The sequence below is a fragment of the Nonomuraea sp. NPDC048882 genome, assembly GCF_040649755.1.
Classification (GTDB): Bacteria; Actinomycetota; Actinomycetes; order Streptosporangiales; family Streptosporangiaceae; genus Nonomuraea; species Nonomuraea maheshkhaliensis.
Genome location: NZ_JBEZGB010000034.1, coordinates 59,916 through 75,322 on the forward strand (window position 1 = coordinate 59,916; position 15,407 = coordinate 75,322).

Genomic DNA, 15,407 nt, shown 5'->3' on the forward strand with positions numbered 1-15,407 from the left:
ACACCGAGCCGCACCGACCTCGGCGCCGCAGCCACGGCGTCCGCTGGTCACGGCGTCCGCTGGTCACGGCGTCCGCTGGTCGCGGCGGGCCTGCTTCTTCTCGTGGATGACCGCGAGGGCGTCGGCGACCGGACCCAGGTGCCCGAGCTTGTCGGGGTTGGCGATCGAGCGGATGGTCTGAATGCGTCCGTCCAGGATGTCGATCGCCCAGGCGATGACGATCAGCCCGTCGCGGTCGCGGATGATCGCGCCCGGCTGGCCGTTCACCTCGTGCGTCTCCAGCACCGCGCCGATCCAGGCGAACGGCGGGATGGCGACGGCCAGCACCCTGGCCACCCTCTCCGCGCCGAAGAGCGGAACCGTACTGCCGACCTTGCCGCCGCCGTCGTTGACCAGCTGCACCTCGGCGGCCAGCAACTCGCGCAGCCCGTCCACGTCCCCGTCCTTGAGCGCGCCGAAGAACCGCGCGGCGAGCCGGTCGCGCGAGCGGCGATCCGCCTCGAAACGGGGCAGACCCGCGTCCATGTGGCGGCGCGCCTTCACCCCGAGCTGACGGCACGCGGCCTCCGACCGCTCCACGGCGGCGGCGATCTCCCGATAGCTGAACGCGAACACCTCGCGCAGCACGAAGACCGCCCGCTCAAGCGGGCTCAGCCGCTCCAGCAGGATCAGCGCCGCCATCGACACCGAGTCGGCCAGCTCCGCCGACCGCGCGGGATCCTGGTACGGGTCGCTCAGCAGCGGCTCGGGAAACCACGGCCCGACATACGCCTCGCGCCGGACACGGGCCGAGCGCAGCACGTCGATCGAGATCCGGGTCACCGTGGCCGACAGGAACGCCTTGGGCGACTCGGCCCGGGTCGCGGAGCCGTCGTAACGCAGCCACGCCTCCTGTACGGCGTCCTCGGCCTCGCTCACGCTGCCCAGGATCCGGTACGCGATCGCGAACAGCAGCGGTCGTAGCTCCTGGAACTCCTCCGTACGGGTCACGCCCTCCACTGATACATCATTCCCGGCAAAAGTGGATGGTGTCGCAGGTCACATCCCGACCGGCTCACATCCGTAAGGGGCTGTCTCGTCCAGGGGTTGTCACCCTGAAAACGAGGAGCACACCATGCAGAAAGTCTGGTTCGTCACCGGCTCGAACCGCGGCCTCGGCCGCAACTTCGTCGAGGCCGCCCTGGCGCGCGGTGACAAGGTCGCCGCCACTGCCAGGAGCACCGCCGCCCTCAAGGAACTGACCGACACCTACGGCGACGCCATCCTCCCGCTGGAACTGGACGTGACCGACAGGGCCGCCGTCTTCGCGACCGTGAAGCAGGCCAAAGAGCACTTCGGCCGGCTCGACGTCATCGTGAACAACGCCGGCTACGCCCAGATCGGCGCGGTCGAGGAGCTGACCGAGCGGGAATTGCGCGACCAGCTCGAAACCAACCTGTTCGGCGCGGTGTGGGTGGTCCAGGCCGCGCTGCCGTACCTGCGCGAGCAGCGCTCGGGCCACATCGTCCAGCTGTCGTCGGCGGCCGGGATCATCGCGATGCCACTCGGCGGCGCCTACCACGCCTCCAAGTGGGCCCTGGAGGGCCTGAACGAGGCGCTCGCCGGCGAGGTCGCCGAGTTCGGCGTCAAGCTGACCATGATCGAGCCCGCCGGCTTCGCCACCCGCGACGGCAACAACCCCGACCCGCTCGCCAACGGCCACATGGCCACCACCGACCCGGCCTACGACGCCGTCCGTCAGCGGCTCGGCGCGATAGCGGGCAAGATGCCCGCCGGAGACCCGGCCGCCGCGGCCCAGGCGCTGCTGAAGCTGGTCGACTCCGCCAACCCGCCGGTGCGGGTGCTGTTCGGCAAGGGCTTCTACCCGATGATCCAGCAGGCCTACGCCGCCCGGCTCAAGACCTGGGAGGACTGGCAGGACCTGTCGATCGAGGCCCACGGCACGCATGACGCCCGCTGACTGCCGTACGGCATCGAAGGGCTCTGCGACGCGGCCGCGACGAGGATCACCATGACGTACAGCAGGAAGATCACCGCCACGACCGCGATCGCCAGCAGGCAGCCCGTGGCGCCGAACTGCGGCGACGCGGCCGGAGGCGGCGGAGCGGGCCACGGCACGGGCGGCGGAGCAGCCGGCCGCGTCGGCGGGTGGAAGGCGTGACGGGGCACAGGCGGCGGGTGGACGGCGTGATGGGGAGCGGGCGACGGCGCGTGCACCGTCGCCCACGGCACCGGTCCCCTCCCAGGCCCTCCCACTCCCCCGGGTCCTCCCGCTCCCCACCCCGGCCCCCGTGGCGGCGGGGCGAAGAAGAGGTCGGGCGGGGGAGTCACGACAGGCGCGCGACGGGTGTCGCAGCCCAGGCAGGCGGCGTCGCCGGAGGCGTTCCACACGTCGCACAGCGAGCACCGCCAGTTCGGCCCGGGAACGGTCACAGGCTGTTCGCGATCGTGTCGATGATCTCGTCCAGCTCCAGTTCCTCCAGCCCCTGCCCGGCGGTGGAGGGGAAGTGCAGCGTCATGTTCCACTCCTCGGTGATGTCGCTCCACGGGTAGACGTCGGGCGCGAAGATCACCAGGCGCTTGGCCGAGTTCTCCATGACGGCCGTCCGGCTCCCGGAGTAACCCCACTGCTCGAACAGGCCGTCCATGTCCTGGGGGAGGTGCTGCGGATAGGTGTGCGCGGAGACGGCCTGCGGGGAGCGCAGCGGATGCGCCGACGCGTCGGTGAACATCACGATGACGTGCCGGCGCCGGTCGAGCCCCCGTTCCCAGGGGGAGTCGATGGCCAGAGCCAGCGCCTCCAGTCCCGATTCCGGCTCGTCGCCGCCTCCGGTCGCGCGCAGCCGCCGGACGAATCCGTCGAACTCGTCCGCCTGCTCGGGGAAGACCAGGAAGCCGGTCTCCTCGATGGCGTCCTCGGCGAAGTCGCCGAAGTCGCGGAACGCGATGACCTTGAGCCGGAGGCGGCTGATCTCCTTGCCCTTGCCGCCCATCACCTGGCTCAACCGCTCGTGGAAGGTCAGGGCGCTCTTCTTGACCGTGTCCAGGACCGGAGCCATGCTCTCGGTCACGTCGATGCAGAGCACGATGTCCACCGCGTACCGCAGGTTCCCCTGGTACTCGCCGACGGAGGTCATGGCTGGTTCTCCTCTGTTCGCATGCTGATTCGCACTCGTGAGCCCGGCGACGTGACGTACCGGGAGCTCAGTTCGCAGACCGCGGGGTTCCTGAGCGTCCGCAGGAACGCCGCCGTGCCCGGCCGGGCGCCGGGCGACCTGGCCGTCATCGCGGCCAGGAGCCGTCTCATGGGCTCGCACAGCCGGTCGTCGAGACGCAGCTTCGTTCCGGCGTTCACCGCGTCGGCCGGTGAGCCGAACCGGTCGCCGAACCCCGGCAGCGCGCCGGTCAGGTAGTGATGGGCGAGCAGGCCGAGGGCGAAGACGTCGGCCGCGGTGGTCAGCTCCTCCGGCCGTACGTCCTCGTCCCCCTGCACGTAGCGGCGCCATTCGGGAGCCCCGTAGACCATGTCCCCGGCGATGTCCTCGCGTGCCGGGGGAAGGCCGGACGCGTAGGCGTCGTCGAAGTCGATGAGCTTGGCCGTGTGGAAGGCACCTTGCCGGCGCTTGACGATCAGCACGTTGCCGGGCTTCAGATCGCCGTGCACCAGGTCGATGGCGTGCAGCAGGCCCAGGCTGAGCGCCAGCGTACGCAGCAGCACCGCCTTCTCCGCGGCCGTGAGCGAGCCGGGCCGCGGCGTGCCGACCGCGTCGATCCGCTCCGTGACCTTGTAGTACGAGGCGCCGTGGTGGAAGAAGTCGCAGGCCAGCACCAGGTTTCCACCGCCGGCCGCGTCGTGCCGCAGCCGGCTCATGACCGCCCGGTGCCGCCGTTCGAACTCCTCACACGCCCGCATCCGCAGCCGCACACTCGCCGCGGACCCGCTCTTGGGCCGTTTCGGGTCCAGGAACCGCTTGATGAAGTACGGTCGCCCGTCGCGTTCGGCGAAGGCCCACACGCATCTCCCGCCGCCGCTGTTCGTCGGCTCGCTGACGATGCGGTATCCCCTGATGACCTCGCCCGCCCTCATCCCGGCTCCACCGGCATGAGCCGCTCGTAGTCCGGCCGGTAGTCCTCCCACGTACGCGCCCGCCACTCCCTGGCCACGGCGTCCTCGGCCGGCGGGCGGACGAGCGGATAGTGCGCCTCCATCTCCAGCGAGCGCGGGGCGAAGCTCTCCCTGAGCTCCGCGAACCCGGCGTAGCCCAGGGCCGCGAGGCTCAGCGAGGCGTCGTCGGCCGTGTACCCCGACACCTGCCTGGCCAGCCGCTCCGCCCACTCCCGCTCGTCCGCCGCCGCCCGCATCGTGCTGAGCAGGTGGCACTCGAAATGGGCGGGCGTCTCGACGTAGCCGAAGAAGCCGTCGGTCGCGCAGACCAGGACGCACGGCAGCGGCAGCAGCAGCACGTGCTCCTCGATGGTGAACTCCTGGTCGGCGCAGATCACGTTCGTCATCGGCGGGTCCTGCACCAGTTGCTGAAGGCTGTCGGTTTCGTCCGTGTGGTCCCTGGTCAGCGCCTGCAGCCCGCCGCCGCGGCTCAGCGCGTACGCCCGCGAGTCGCCCGCCCAAAGGACCCGGCACTCGGCCTGCTCCCCGCCGAGCCGGTAGTGCGCGGCGGCCATGGTCGTGGGCAGCCACCTGCGCATCCGGCTCACGATCTTGCCTCGCGGCGGTGCCGGCACGTCCGCCAGCACCTCCACCAGCCGCGTCCGCAACGACTCCGTCTCGTCAGCGACCGTCTTCCGCGCCGTCTTTTGGGCCGTCTTTTGGGCCGCCCCATCGGTGGCCGTCTCCCGGGCCTCCCCGTCCGCGAACGCCGTCCGTGCTGCCCCGTCCATGAACCAGGACAGCACGCCGGACCTGACCAGCCGCGACCCCACCCAGGCCCCGCTGCGCCGCGTACCGTCACGAAGTTCGCACGCCGCCCCCGCGCCCGACCCGCCCAAACCATCGAAGACGCCCACGATCCCCTCGGCCGCCGCAAAGCGGTGGGCGAAGAGCGGCTCGGCGTCCTCACCCCGTCCGTCGCGCCGTTCCGTCCACACCCCTACGGCCATGACCCCTTCGTCGCGGTAGTGCCAGATCGTGCCCTCGCCCGGGGAGCCGACGGCGACGCCCCTGACCCTGACCTCCGTCACCTGTCCGGTTCCTCGATCTTCGTCGGCCGCAGGCCGCGGACCCGGCTGGTGCGCCGGCCGTCGCCGTCGGAACCGCGGGACTCGTCCTCCAGGGCCGGCGCCGGCGCGAGCGTGCCGCGCAGCCGGGTCGAGCGGATCCCGCCGAACGGCGACGACGAGCCCCCGTTCATGCGGTCGCGCAGGGCGCGCTCGGCCTGCAGCGACTCCCACGGCTCCCGGTCCGCCTCCGAGTGCTTGAGCACGGCCTGCCAGGCGACCAGCAGCTCCTGACGTTCCTCCCGCTCGGCGTTCGCGATCATGTCGTACGCCGCCCGCGGGCCCTCGCGCTCCATGATCTCGGCGATCAGCCCCTCCGCGCCGTCCCTGCGCAACATGCGCAGATGGCGTTCCCTGCGCATCTCCATGAGCCGGGTGTCACGCTCGATCTCCCGGTACGCCCGCCCGCTCGCCACGATCTCGTTGCCGTCGACCACCACCTCGACGGTGACGTTGCGCAGCCGGAGCGCGGCGTCGCCGCTGAAGGTGCGCATCGACTCGGTCAGCGCGTCCTCGGCCTGGTGCAGCTCGCCGATGTCGAAGTTCCGCGAGACCCGGCGCAACATCCGCTGAATCGGCAGGTACAGGGCGCCGCTGACGTCCATGATGCCGCGGTGCACGATCTCCGCGGGATCGGCGACCCGGCAGTTGAGCCGCACCAGGCTCGGGAAGCCGAACGCGGGATCCCTGCTGAGCAGCGGCATGCTCAGCACCAGCCGGTGCTCGGTCACGTCCACCTCGTAGACCTGCCGGTACGTGCCGTACCAGGCGTCGGGGACGGACTCGCCGTGCCGGATCGTGAGCAGGTCGCCCTTGCGCGGAGCCAGCACCATCGCGGTCCCCGGCGCGGGCGGGCGCAGGGGCATGCGGGGCAGGAGCAGCGACAGGTTGCTGCTCTTCGTGATCGGGTTGTAGGTGTACAACTCCATGTCAGGTCCTTCCGTTCGCGTACGAGGAACGGCCCAGCTCGGCGAGCAGCCGCGCGGCCGGATGATCGCGACGCCCGGCGGCCCTGGCCCAGTCGTCGAGGTGGTGGTGCAGCCGCTCCCGGTGCCGGCCCGAGCGGGCGGCCACGGCGAGCACGATGTCGCGGACACCGCGGTAGGCGGCCGCGTCGCGGTCCGCGTGCACGTCCACGTATTCGCACAGCGTCTCCAGAGCGGGCTGCTGCGCCGGCCTGCGGTCGAGGGCACGGGCCCACAGTTCGATCAGCTGCGGCCGGTGCTCCTCCGCGCCGGCCAGCAGCAGCGGCAGATGGCCCGATCCTGACGCCTCTCCCGCCGGCTGTGCGGCCGATTGGGCGGCCGATTCGGCAGCCGATTGGGCCACCGGTTGTGCGACCGGTTGGGCGGCCACGAAGACGAAGGCCGCCAGCGCCTTCGTCACCATCGGCGACGCGTCCCGCGGCTGCGACCACTCGACCAGCGCCGCCAGCACCTCGGCCACCCTCCCGCGCTCCATCAGGCCGGACAACGCGTGGCCGACCGGCAGGAGCGTGCCCCAGTCGTCACGATCCAGCAGCACGCGCAACGCCTTGACCGCACGCCGCGGCCGGGCCGCACCCAGCCCGCCGCCGAGCACCGCGGCCGCCGTCAGCCCCTGCCTGCGCTGCTCGGCCGTGTCCCCCTCCGCCACCCAGGCTTCGAGCAGCAGCCACACGGCCTCGGCCAGATCGGGGTGACCGCCCACGACGTCGAGCGCCGTGGCCGCGCTCTGGCGCACCACGACGGAGCCGTGCCTGGCCCACGGCCGCAGGAACCGGTGCAGCGCATGGTCGTAGTCGCTCCAGGCGATCACTCCCGCGGCCACCGACGTGCGCGCCCGTACGCCGATGTCCGGATGGGCGACCAGCCGGCGGATCCAGGCGAGGAACGCCGAGCGCTGCCCGTCCAGATAGGTCCAGGCGTACCCGAGCACCGCCTGCCGGACGAGCGGATTGAGATAACGGACCCGCGGCGCCACGTCGCCGGGCCCGCCCGACCCCACCGAGACGTCGATCCACGGGTGGTCGGAGCCGATCCGCTCCCGGAAGCGCAGGTCGGGCGGCGCCTCCGCAGCAGGCGTGAGCAGATCGTAGAGCTGCGCGGCGGCGTCCGAGACCGTCAGGTACGTGGCATCCTCCAGCGCCGCGGCGGCCAGCGCGAAGCACATCGCCTCGGGCGTGCGATGACGGCTGAACCAGTCATGGACCCGGCCCGTCGGATCACGCAACTCCTTGACCTTGGCCGCCAGGTCCGCCCGCTCGCGGATCACGGTGGCCAGGTGCAGCGCGGTGCGAGGGCGGGTGTCCTCGCGCAGGAGTTCGAGCGCGCCCGCCTCGATGAGCCGCAGCCGCAGGTCGGCCGACTCCTCGGGGGTCGGCTCGCGGTCGTGGACGCGGCGTTCGATGAGACGTACGAGATCGAGCCCGCCCAGCGTGGTCAGCACCTGCCCAGAACGCTCGGCCTCCATCAGCGCCCCACGCGGCGGGCCCGTCACCAGGACCAGGTAGCTCTCGTGCTCGTTCAGGCAGGCGGTCAGGTCGTCGATCCACCGCTCGTCGATCAGGTGGGGAGTCAGGCCGGGGGTGGCGTCGTCGAGGACGAGGAGGTAGCCGCTGTTCCGCTCGGGCGGCCGCCACTGCGCGTCCCGCAGCGCCGACGCGTCCAGCACTTCGTGACACCCACCACCTTTCACCGTCTGCCCTGCCTCCTGCGCTCCTACGGCCCGCTCCCTGACGGCGGCCTGCTCGTTTACGGCCTTGACCAGCAGATTCACCCCTGTGGCCTTCCGCCCTCCAGGCGGGAGAGCCAGGATCAGCAGCCGGCGCTCGACCAGGATCCGCAGCGCCTCGTCGAAGCGCGGCAGCGGAAGATGCCCCTCGGTCCAGTGGGCCAGCCGCCGCTCGCTGATCCGCGCCGTCGGCTGCCCGGTGCGGCGTGCGCCGTCGCCGAGATTCATCCCGCCGCCGAAGCTGACCGCGTCGTTGAACAGCGCCACCGTGCCGATCCGCATGCCGAACGGGTCGGCGTTCAGCCGTTCCATGACACTGGCCGCGATCGCGGCGGCCCTCGCCGCCTCCGCGCGTTCGGCCTCGTCCTCGCTCTCGCCCTTGCGGTGGAGTGCCCGGAGGGCGTCCTCCTCGCTGAGCGGTTTGTCGTCCTTGTCCTGTCGGGCCTGGGGCGGCTGCTCCGCCTCCGCCTTGTCGCCCGCCTCCTCGATCGGAGGGTCCTCGACTGACTGGCTCATGTTCCGGCCTCCACGGCGTTCAGGAGATGGTGAAGTCGCCCGAGAAGTGCACGGGCGCGTGGTAGACGCTGGCGTTCTTGATCGTGTCGGCGACGATCGACGGCGAGCCGTCCTTCGCCCGCGACAGCCGCCTGACCAGGCGCTCAACGCCTTCCAGGAAGGCGCGGTCGCTGCCGAGGTGGGCGACGAGCACCCGCTCCAGGGTCGCGAGCGCCGTCGGGTCGACGGGGTCGGCCTCGACCTGGGCGAGCGCGCTCGCCGCGGCCGTGTCCCCGGCGAACCGTACCCGCACCATTTCCAGGAGCTGGACGGAATGCCGGCCCCAGGAGACCTCGGCCCAGGACACGCCTGCCTGCTCTTCGGGGTGTGCGGTCCCACCGCCTGTCACGGCTTCTGCGACGAGGTGGGCGGCGTCTTTCCCGAGCTCCGCGACTGATCTCATGTTCGCTCCAGAGGAATCGATGACGGGGGAATCGGCTGGTGGTTCGAGCCCGGGATCCTGCTGCAGGATCCGCTGCCGCAGGTCCCTGATCCGTACGCTGGGGTCGGTCCCCAGCTCGTGCCCCAGCCTGCGCCGCAGCTCGTCGCCGGCGGCCAGGGCGTCCGACGACCGGCCGACGCGGTGCAGCGCCAGCATCAGCAGCCGGGTCGCCTCCTCGTCCAGCGGACGTCTCTCGACGAGGTCCTGGACCTCGGGCACCACCTGGGTGTGACGTCCGAGCCGCAGTTCGGCCTCCATGCACTCGACGACCGCGGCGCGATGCTCCTCCAGCAGCCTGGTGCGCGCGTTGGCCGCGCCAGGGCCCGGCAGCCCGCTGAGCGGCTCACCGGGTCGCATGCCTTCGCCGCCCCACTGCCTCAGACCGTCCCGCAGCAACTCCACGGCACGCGCGTCGTCCTTGCGCAGCAGCGGCCGCGCCGCGCCGACGAGGTCGTGGAAACGATGCACGTCGACCTGGTCCCGCTCGGCCACCACCAAGTAGCCGGTCGTGTGGGTGGGCAGGACGAGCGTCCCCTTGGGCGTGCGGCCGAGCCGGCCGCGCAGGTCACTGGCGTACTGCGACAGGACAGGACGGGCGCTGCTGATCGGCTTCTCGCCCCAGATCTTGTCGATGGCCTGCTCAATCGTGACCGGCTTGCCCTCGGCGAGCAGCAGCAGGGCCAGCAACAGCCGCTGCTGCCGCTCCCCGAGCTGAACCGGCCGGTCGTCCCGGAATGCCTGCATCCCATTGAGCAGTTGATATCTCACGGCCACTTCCTCCACTCGGGAATTGTCATGAAAGACCTATGAAGGACCTATGACGGGCCTTACATCAGCCCGCTCATCCGGTCTCTGACTCGCTATTCGATCCTTAATTCCAGAGGGACGCACAAAGCATCCCCCAGAAAAAGGAGAACGAAATGAACGAGGCCAGGCGGAATGAGTCGACGGGCGCCGGGTGGCGCAAGGCCACCTTCAGCGACCACGGCGGCGGCTGCGTCGAGGTCGCCTTCGGCGAGAACTGGGTCGGGCTCCGCGACTCGAAGAATCCGACGGGGCCGACGCTCAACTTCAGCAACTCGGAGTGGGACGCGTTCCTCTCCGGCGTGTACGCCGGGGAGTTCGACCTGACGTAACAGGCGATCGCCCCCAGGGGAGACGCCGCGGTACGCGGCCCGCGGCGCCTCCCCCGGCCCCGGGGCCGGCGCAGGAGTGCCGGGCCCCGAGGCCGCGAGGGCGCGCATGGCGGGTCATCGGGCCATGGCACGAATATCGGCGCTCAGTTTCGCGAGAAATTGCCGCGCCGCGTCGTCGTAAATAGCCATCGCGGCCAGCACGGACCATTGCCGATGGTACGTGGCAATGTCATCGGCATCGCGAACGGTCAACCTCATGTGCGTAACCTCGACTTCCACGAAACTGTCACCCGCGCTGCCGTCACTTTCGTAGAGCGTGAATCCGTTCGAAGGGCAGACCAGCGCCTCACCGTCCTGCGGGATCAGCCCGATGCGGACGTTCTCCAGCGTGCTCAGCGAGGCGACCCGGTCCAGTTGGGCCAGCAGAAGACGCGGCGTTCCCGGCCGCAGCCGCAACGCCGCCTCCGTGATCAGGAACTCGAAGGTGCGGCTCTCGTCGTACAGCGCGAGCTGCCGTTGCAGCCGCGCCGCGACCACCATGGGCAGGTCACCCTCGGAATAGGGCGGGTCGAAGAGCGAGAAGACGCGGCGGGCGTACTCCGCGGTCTGCAGCAGCCCGGGAACGATCGTCGGCTGGTACACCCGCACGACGTGCGCCTGGTCCTCCTGCTCGCGGATCTCGTCCTGCAGATGCGTCTGCCGCTGCAGGGCCTCCCGCCAGGTGTGCATCTCGGTGAAGGCCGCCTGGGTGAGGTCGGCGAGGAACTCCCGCGTCGGCGTCGGCGCCTCCACCGCCTCACCCCACGCCGTCACCTCCGGCAACGACGGGACCACGCTGCCGGACTCGATCCGCGAGACCTTGGACTGGCTGATGCCGATGCGGTGAGCGAGATCCCGCCCGGAGATGCCGGCGAGGTCCCGCAGCCGCCGCAACTCACCGGCCAGCCGCTGGCGCTTGGTACGACCCCTCCCTCCCTCACCTGCGAGGTCTTCCATCTGTCCCCGATCCTGTGCGACTCGGTCAAGTGCAGAGTCAGTTTGAACTGTTTTGATGCGGAGTGTAGGCACTGAAGCATGGTTAGTGGCTGCTGTTCAAGTGGTCATAATGGTTCGGCATAGATCCGATCCCCATAGTCGCAGTTCATCCACCTACACCTCCTAAAGCACCGACTTATCCTGATTCCGCACGATTCATCCACACTTCCCCCCTAACCCCTCCGCGCCCTCCAGCACACCCTCACCCGCCACCCCAGGACGCCCGCCGACGCTCACTGAGGCCCGCTGAGGCCCGCTGAGGCCCGCTGAGGCCCACCGACGCTCTCGCGAGCCACAGGCGAGCCGGCCACCCTCCACCACACGAGCGAAGACACCCTCTCCCGACCTGCTGTTCCCCGCGCAACGTCGGCTGCGAGCAGAAGCTCCCCTTCCGCCCACCTGACTCACGTGGCTGGTGAGCACTGCGGAGAGGGCTGCGGTCACCGATCCTGCGGCAGCGGCGAGTCACAAGTCCACCACCCCTCGCAACTCCGGACGATCCCGGACCGAATGCCCCTAAGCCCCCCGACCAACCCACCCAACGCCCCCAGTCCAACCCCATCCGACATCCTCATCCACCCGCCACGATCACGTCCCCTCCACAGGCCGCTGATCTGCGCGCTGACCGAACTCGTCCAACTCCCCCGCCCGAACCCGTCCGACCTCCCGCGTCCGGCTTCGTCCGACCTCATCCGACCCTCTCCGCCAGCCCTTTACATCCCCACCGATCACCCCTGCCGCCCCTGCTCATCAACCTTGTCCACGCCGCCCACCACGCACCCAAGACCGCCCTTTGCCCCCACCCGCCACCATGCCCAACCCCAGCCCCGATCCCGACTGCCACCCACCCAGAACAAGATCCCCGATCCTGAGTGGCGACTCAGTCGTCACCGATCTGAAATGAGGCTGAATATGCGATCTGCACCAGATTGACCGCCAGATGATGCCAATATGACCACCGTCACACACCGATCTCGAAGATCACTCATTTCCGGCTTGGGGCGATGGCTGAACAACCTCGCGACTTGGCACTGTGCACGCTGGTCGACCAGTTGAATGAGCTGGTCACACTGGCGGGATCCCCTTCCCTGTCCGACCTGCGAAAATTTTCGCGAAACAGCAGCAGGGAACTGGCAGAAAGCACCACGCACGACATTTTGGCCGGTAAACGCAAGCGAGCACCAGAATGGCCCTGGGTGTTCTCTTTCGTCACCGCCTGCCGAACCGCCGCCGAGCAGACCGGCCTGGACATCCAACCCCTGAACGACGTGAAGGCTTGGCACGACCTGTGGCGCGCGGCCCGAGACAACCACCCCACTCGCCCGACTCCTCCACTCACCGACGAGCAGGAGGAGAAGAAGAGGAAGAAGGAGGAGGACAAGGAGGAGACACCACCCTCACCATCGAGGGAGTACCTCCTCCGAGTCTTCGGCCGAAGCGGCATCCGCGTACTGTTCGCCAGCAACCCCCGCAACGCCCAGGACTGCATGCGCCTGGCCGTCATCGCCCTGCTCCGCGACTGGCCGGAAGACGCCCGCCCGTGGCTGAGCCGCGCCGAAGAGGCCGGCCACCCTCAGGCCACCGAGCTGCTCAACCGCCCTCACCACCGGCAACTGGCCGCCCAACTCGCCTATCAGTACGGCCAGGACTTCCAACGGCAGCGCCCCGGCCATCTGAGCATGGCGATGTTCTTCTACCGCCTGGCGGGCGACAGCGGCCATGTGGAGGCCGCGTACCAGCTCGGCTGCACCCACCGCAGCAGAGGCGAGCCCTGGGTGGCGGCCGGCTGGTTCCGCCGCGCCGCCCTGGACGGCCACCCCGCCGCCATCGCCGAGTTCACCGGAGCCTCTGACGAGCTGACCGGCAGCGGAGAGCAGCCGGCCGAGGACTCGCCACCCATGCCCTCAGGCCCGCCAACGCCTTGACGCCACGATCATCGGTCCCCCAAGGCACAGGGAAACGCTCGGCCGTAACTCTTCAATGAGACGGCCTACAACCGGACTGCCTGCCTAACTGCTTGCCTATCTGCCCGGTCCTGGAACCAGCCCACGAATCCCACCATCTCACTACCCATGTGGTCATTTGGACGAGCGAGTGCGTGGCTGGCCCTGTTCGTCGCCGGCCTGCCCGCGCTGGGCGTGGCCGCCGTGATCATCGCGGTGCGGGGGCGGTCGTGGATGATGTTCTCGGCGACGTACGTGCTGCTGTTCGGGCTGGCCTACCTCGCGGGCCTGATCCTGCTCGCCCTGCTGCGCTTCCGTCCAAACTGGCTGCGCGCGCTGGTGGCGGGGGTGCTCGTGTACGCGATCGCGTCGGTCACGCCGCTGGTCAGCCCGATGGTCCGCTATCCGTACCACGTGATCAGATGCGGCGGCCTGCCCATCGTCGCCTCCCGCTTCGCCGCCGCCATGAGTTACACCGTCCCCGGGGACGAGGACTACACGGTGACACCGCTCCACGACGTGTTCTTCTGCGAGGAGAAGGAGGCCAAAGCCGCCCGCTATCACCACTACGACTGACCTGCTGGAAAAGCGCTGCCCCGCGATATCGTTCCGTCCGTGACAGAAAGCGATGAATTCAAGCCTGCCACGGAATCCGGCGAAATCCTGGAGCGCTCTTTCCGAGTCATCCTGCGCCGTCTCACCAGCCACGACCAGGACGAGTTCATCAAAGGGGTCCGGGCCGGCAACGGCCTCAACCTGCCCGCGACCCCGGAAGCGTTCCAGACGTTCCTCGCCCGCTTCGACGAGGGCCGATCCGCCGACGGCCTGCTGATCTGCCTGCGCGACACCGGCGCCATCGCCGGCAATGTCAACATCAACAGCATCATCCGCGGACGCTTCCAGAACGGCTCACTGGGCTACGCCGCCTTCCCGCCCTATGCCAATCGCGGATACATGACAGAAGGCCTCGGCCTGGTATTGCGCCATGCGTTCCGCGCATTACGACTGCATCGCCTGGAAGCACAGATCAGCCCCGACAACCACGCCTCCATCAAATTGGTGCAACGCCACGGCTTCCGCAACGAGGGCTACTCCCCTGATCTCCTGTTCATCAACGGCGCCTGGCGCGGCCACGACCGCTGGGCCCTCACCAACGACATGCACGGCATAGTCCCCGACACTCCCCACCCAACACTCCCTGCCCACTGAGCCACCACCTGGACAGCCCTTCAGTCCGCCCGGACCATGGAAACATGAAACTCCGGGCCCACCCCATAGTGCGCGGGTGCGCCGCAGTGTCAGGGCTGATCTTGATATCGCTCGCGCAATCATGGATGAGCACCGCCCTCGACGCGCCGATCACCCTTCTGCACTTGGACCCGCTGTTCAACGCGGCACCGTCCGACCTGGCCGCGGGCGCTGTTGTGACGGTGCCGCTACTGGCGATCGGCACTGTCATCATGATTCGGGCATCCTGGCTGGGCGTCACTTGCACCCCCACCACGGTCAAGGTGCACAAACTGCTGTGGACCCGCCGCGTGCCGACCGAACGAGTCATCGAAATCCGCCCGTCCCGGACCGGGAAAACAGATCTGTGGTGGAAGGGCGAAAACGGCTGGCCACGCTGGACCCGCGTGCCCGCGTTCCATCTCCCCCGGCCCACCACAAAACTGGACAGGCTCTTCCACGCAGCACTGCAGCCGTACAACCAGCAATGCATCAACGCCCTGCGACGCTGGGTCGATCAGAACTCGCCATCGGCACCATAACGTCCCAGCCACGCATCCACACCGCGGCGTCTCCGCCGTCGCCGCGCACAACGAGCGACTCCGCACGGCGCACCGCCCCCCGTTCAACCAGCACCAAGACCCCCGAATCACATCAAGCTTGAAGTAAATATGCTTGACGCTTGAAGTAATCTGGCAAAAAAAGAGGGCGTGATCATCCACATCGGCGCACGACCGGGTGTGGAAGCAGCCGTCGGCGCGACCGCGTACGGCATCACCAAGGCCGCACTCGCCCACCTGGGCCGCATCCTCGACCTCGAACTGCGCCCCCACGGCATCCGCGTCCACGTGCTCCTGCCCCAGCTCATCGCCACCGCCGCCAACAAAGCGGCGCTCCCTCCACACCTCCTGACCAGCGCAGCCACGCCAGAGGCGATCGCCGACACGATCGCTTCCTTGACCACAACCCCGGACCACAGGGTGCTGATCCCTCTGTACGACGCCTGACCCAGCAGTTGATCACCCTCGTACTCAGAGTGCGTTCTGCGAGTTGATGTCCCTTTCATCGGTGGGGTTGGGTTAGGTCGGCTGGTCGGAGACCCGCCGGTCGGACTACGGGCGTGGC

16 protein-coding genes are annotated in these 15,407 nt (G+C 69.4%); 8 read left to right on the top strand and 8 right to left on the bottom strand.

What is annotated here, in order from left to right; genetic code table 11:
- Positions 1 to 63: 63 nt before the first annotated feature.
- A complete protein-coding gene (locus tag AB0C27_RS54310) occupies positions 64 to 990 on the bottom strand; it encodes an RNA polymerase sigma-70 factor (protein ID WP_357862835.1) in 927 nt (308 codons plus the stop codon).
- A 124-nt stretch (positions 991 to 1,114) separates the two neighbouring features.
- Here AB0C27_RS54310 and AB0C27_RS54315 point away from each other — a divergent pair, with 124 nt between their 5' ends.
- Positions 1,115 to 1,960: an SDR family NAD(P)-dependent oxidoreductase gene (locus tag AB0C27_RS54315; RefSeq protein ID WP_357862808.1), complete on the top strand. Its 846-nt coding sequence runs from the start codon at positions 1,115 to 1,117 to the stop codon at positions 1,958 to 1,960.
- A 51-nt stretch (positions 1,961 to 2,011) separates the two neighbouring features.
- Positions 2,012 to 2,161 carry a hypothetical protein gene (locus AB0C27_RS54320; RefSeq protein ID WP_357862810.1) on the top strand — a complete coding sequence of 50 codons (150 nt, stop codon included), beginning with the start codon at positions 2,012 to 2,014 and terminating at the stop codon, positions 2,159 to 2,161.
- Between the two features lie 268 nt (positions 2,162 to 2,429).
- Here the strand turns inward: AB0C27_RS54320 and AB0C27_RS54325 are convergent, their stop codons facing one another.
- From AB0C27_RS54325 to AB0C27_RS54350, 6 genes are read right to left on the bottom strand one after another with little or no spacing between them, the layout of a single operon-like run.
- Positions 2,430 to 3,137 (bottom strand): vWA domain-containing protein, encoded by a 708-nt coding sequence (locus AB0C27_RS54325; protein WP_357862812.1) that lies wholly within the window; start codon positions 3,135 to 3,137, stop codon positions 2,430 to 2,432.
- The gene (locus AB0C27_RS54330) at positions 3,134 to 4,087 is read right to left on the bottom strand and encodes a serine/threonine protein kinase (RefSeq protein WP_357862814.1); all 954 of its coding nucleotides are present in this window, start codon (positions 4,085 to 4,087) and stop codon (positions 3,134 to 3,136) included. The genes AB0C27_RS54325 and AB0C27_RS54330 overlap by 4 nt, the downstream gene beginning before the upstream one ends.
- Positions 4,084 to 5,196 carry a hypothetical protein gene (locus AB0C27_RS54335; RefSeq protein WP_357862816.1) on the bottom strand — a complete coding sequence of 371 codons (1,113 nt, stop codon included), beginning with the start codon at positions 5,194 to 5,196 and terminating at the stop codon, positions 4,084 to 4,086. Before AB0C27_RS54335 ends, AB0C27_RS54330 begins: the two co-directional genes overlap by 4 nt.
- Positions 5,193 to 6,161, bottom strand: a complete 969-nt coding sequence (locus tag AB0C27_RS54340) for a hypothetical protein (protein ID WP_357862818.1) — start codon at positions 6,159 to 6,161, stop codon at positions 5,193 to 5,195. Before AB0C27_RS54340 ends, AB0C27_RS54335 begins: the two co-directional genes overlap by 4 nt.
- A gap of 1 nt (position 6,162) precedes the next feature.
- Entirely contained in the window at positions 6,163 to 8,460 is a 2,298-nt protein-coding gene (locus AB0C27_RS54345; RefSeq protein WP_357862820.1) for a hypothetical protein, read from the bottom strand.
- Positions 8,461 to 8,479: 19 nt separating this feature from the next.
- Positions 8,480 to 9,709, bottom strand: coding sequence for a BTAD domain-containing putative transcriptional regulator (locus AB0C27_RS54350; RefSeq protein ID WP_357862822.1), 1,230 nt, complete (start codon positions 9,707 to 9,709; stop codon positions 8,480 to 8,482).
- Between the two features lie 152 nt (positions 9,710 to 9,861).
- On the opposite strand from AB0C27_RS54350, the gene AB0C27_RS54355 reads away from it, so the two are divergent.
- Positions 9,862 to 10,077, top strand: a complete 216-nt coding sequence (locus tag AB0C27_RS54355; protein WP_346100761.1) for a DUF397 domain-containing protein — start codon at positions 9,862 to 9,864, stop codon at positions 10,075 to 10,077.
- 114 nt (positions 10,078 to 10,191) lie between these two features.
- Here AB0C27_RS54355 and AB0C27_RS54360 read toward each other — a convergent pair whose 3' ends face one another.
- Positions 10,192 to 11,073, bottom strand: coding sequence for a helix-turn-helix transcriptional regulator (locus AB0C27_RS54360; protein ID WP_357862824.1), 882 nt, complete (start codon positions 11,071 to 11,073; stop codon positions 10,192 to 10,194).
- Positions 11,074 to 12,308: 1,235 nt separating this feature from the next.
- On the opposite strand from AB0C27_RS54360, the gene AB0C27_RS54365 reads away from it, so the two are divergent.
- The 5 genes from AB0C27_RS54365 to AB0C27_RS54385 all read left to right on the top strand — a co-directional run bounded on the left by AB0C27_RS54365 (position 12,309) and on the right by AB0C27_RS54385 (position 15,289).
- Complete coding sequence (locus tag AB0C27_RS54365) at positions 12,309 to 13,037, top strand: hypothetical protein (RefSeq protein WP_357862826.1); 729 nt, start codon at positions 12,309 to 12,311, stop codon at positions 13,035 to 13,037.
- A gap of 147 nt (positions 13,038 to 13,184) precedes the next feature.
- Positions 13,185 to 13,631, top strand: a complete 447-nt coding sequence (locus AB0C27_RS54370; protein ID WP_357862828.1) for a hypothetical protein — start codon at positions 13,185 to 13,187, stop codon at positions 13,629 to 13,631.
- A gap of 39 nt (positions 13,632 to 13,670) precedes the next feature.
- Positions 13,671 to 14,264 carry a GNAT family N-acetyltransferase gene (locus tag AB0C27_RS54375; protein WP_357862830.1) on the top strand — a complete coding sequence of 198 codons (594 nt, stop codon included), beginning with the start codon at positions 13,671 to 13,673 and terminating at the stop codon, positions 14,262 to 14,264.
- An 86-nt stretch (positions 14,265 to 14,350) separates the two neighbouring features.
- Positions 14,351 to 14,824, top strand: a complete 474-nt coding sequence (locus AB0C27_RS54380) for a hypothetical protein (RefSeq protein ID WP_357862832.1) — start codon at positions 14,351 to 14,353, stop codon at positions 14,822 to 14,824.
- 150 nt (positions 14,825 to 14,974) lie between these two features.
- Positions 14,975 to 15,289, top strand: a complete 315-nt coding sequence (locus AB0C27_RS54385) for an SDR family oxidoreductase (RefSeq protein ID WP_357862837.1) — start codon at positions 14,975 to 14,977, stop codon at positions 15,287 to 15,289.
- Positions 15,290 to 15,407: the final 118 nt, after the last annotated feature.

Excerpts from the sequence above, each read along its gene's own strand:
- AB0C27_RS54330 (WP_357862814.1), bottom strand. The coding sequence starts at position 4,087 with ATGAGGGCGGGCGAGGTCATCAGGGGATACCGCATCGTCAGCGAGCCG.
- AB0C27_RS54355 (WP_346100761.1), top strand. The coding sequence starts at position 9,862 with ATGAACGAGGCCAGGCGGAATGAGTCGACGGGCGCCGGGTGGCGCAAG.
- AB0C27_RS54315 (WP_357862808.1), top strand. The coding sequence starts at position 1,115 with ATGCAGAAAGTCTGGTTCGTCACCGGCTCGAACCGCGGCCTCGGCCGC.
- AB0C27_RS54340 (WP_357862818.1), bottom strand. The coding sequence starts at position 6,161 with ATGGAGTTGTACACCTACAACCCGATCACGAAGAGCAGCAACCTGTCG.
- AB0C27_RS54370 (WP_357862828.1), top strand. The coding sequence starts at position 13,185 with ATGTGGTCATTTGGACGAGCGAGTGCGTGGCTGGCCCTGTTCGTCGCC.
- AB0C27_RS54360 (WP_357862824.1), bottom strand. The coding sequence starts at position 11,073 with ATGGAAGACCTCGCAGGTGAGGGAGGGAGGGGTCGTACCAAGCGCCAG.
- AB0C27_RS54325 (WP_357862812.1), bottom strand. The coding sequence starts at position 3,137 with ATGACCTCCGTCGGCGAGTACCAGGGGAACCTGCGGTACGCGGTGGAC.
- AB0C27_RS54345 (WP_357862820.1), bottom strand. The coding sequence starts at position 8,460 with ATGAGCCAGTCAGTCGAGGACCCTCCGATCGAGGAGGCGGGCGACAAG.
- AB0C27_RS54320 (WP_357862810.1), top strand. The coding sequence starts at position 2,012 with ATGACGTACAGCAGGAAGATCACCGCCACGACCGCGATCGCCAGCAGG.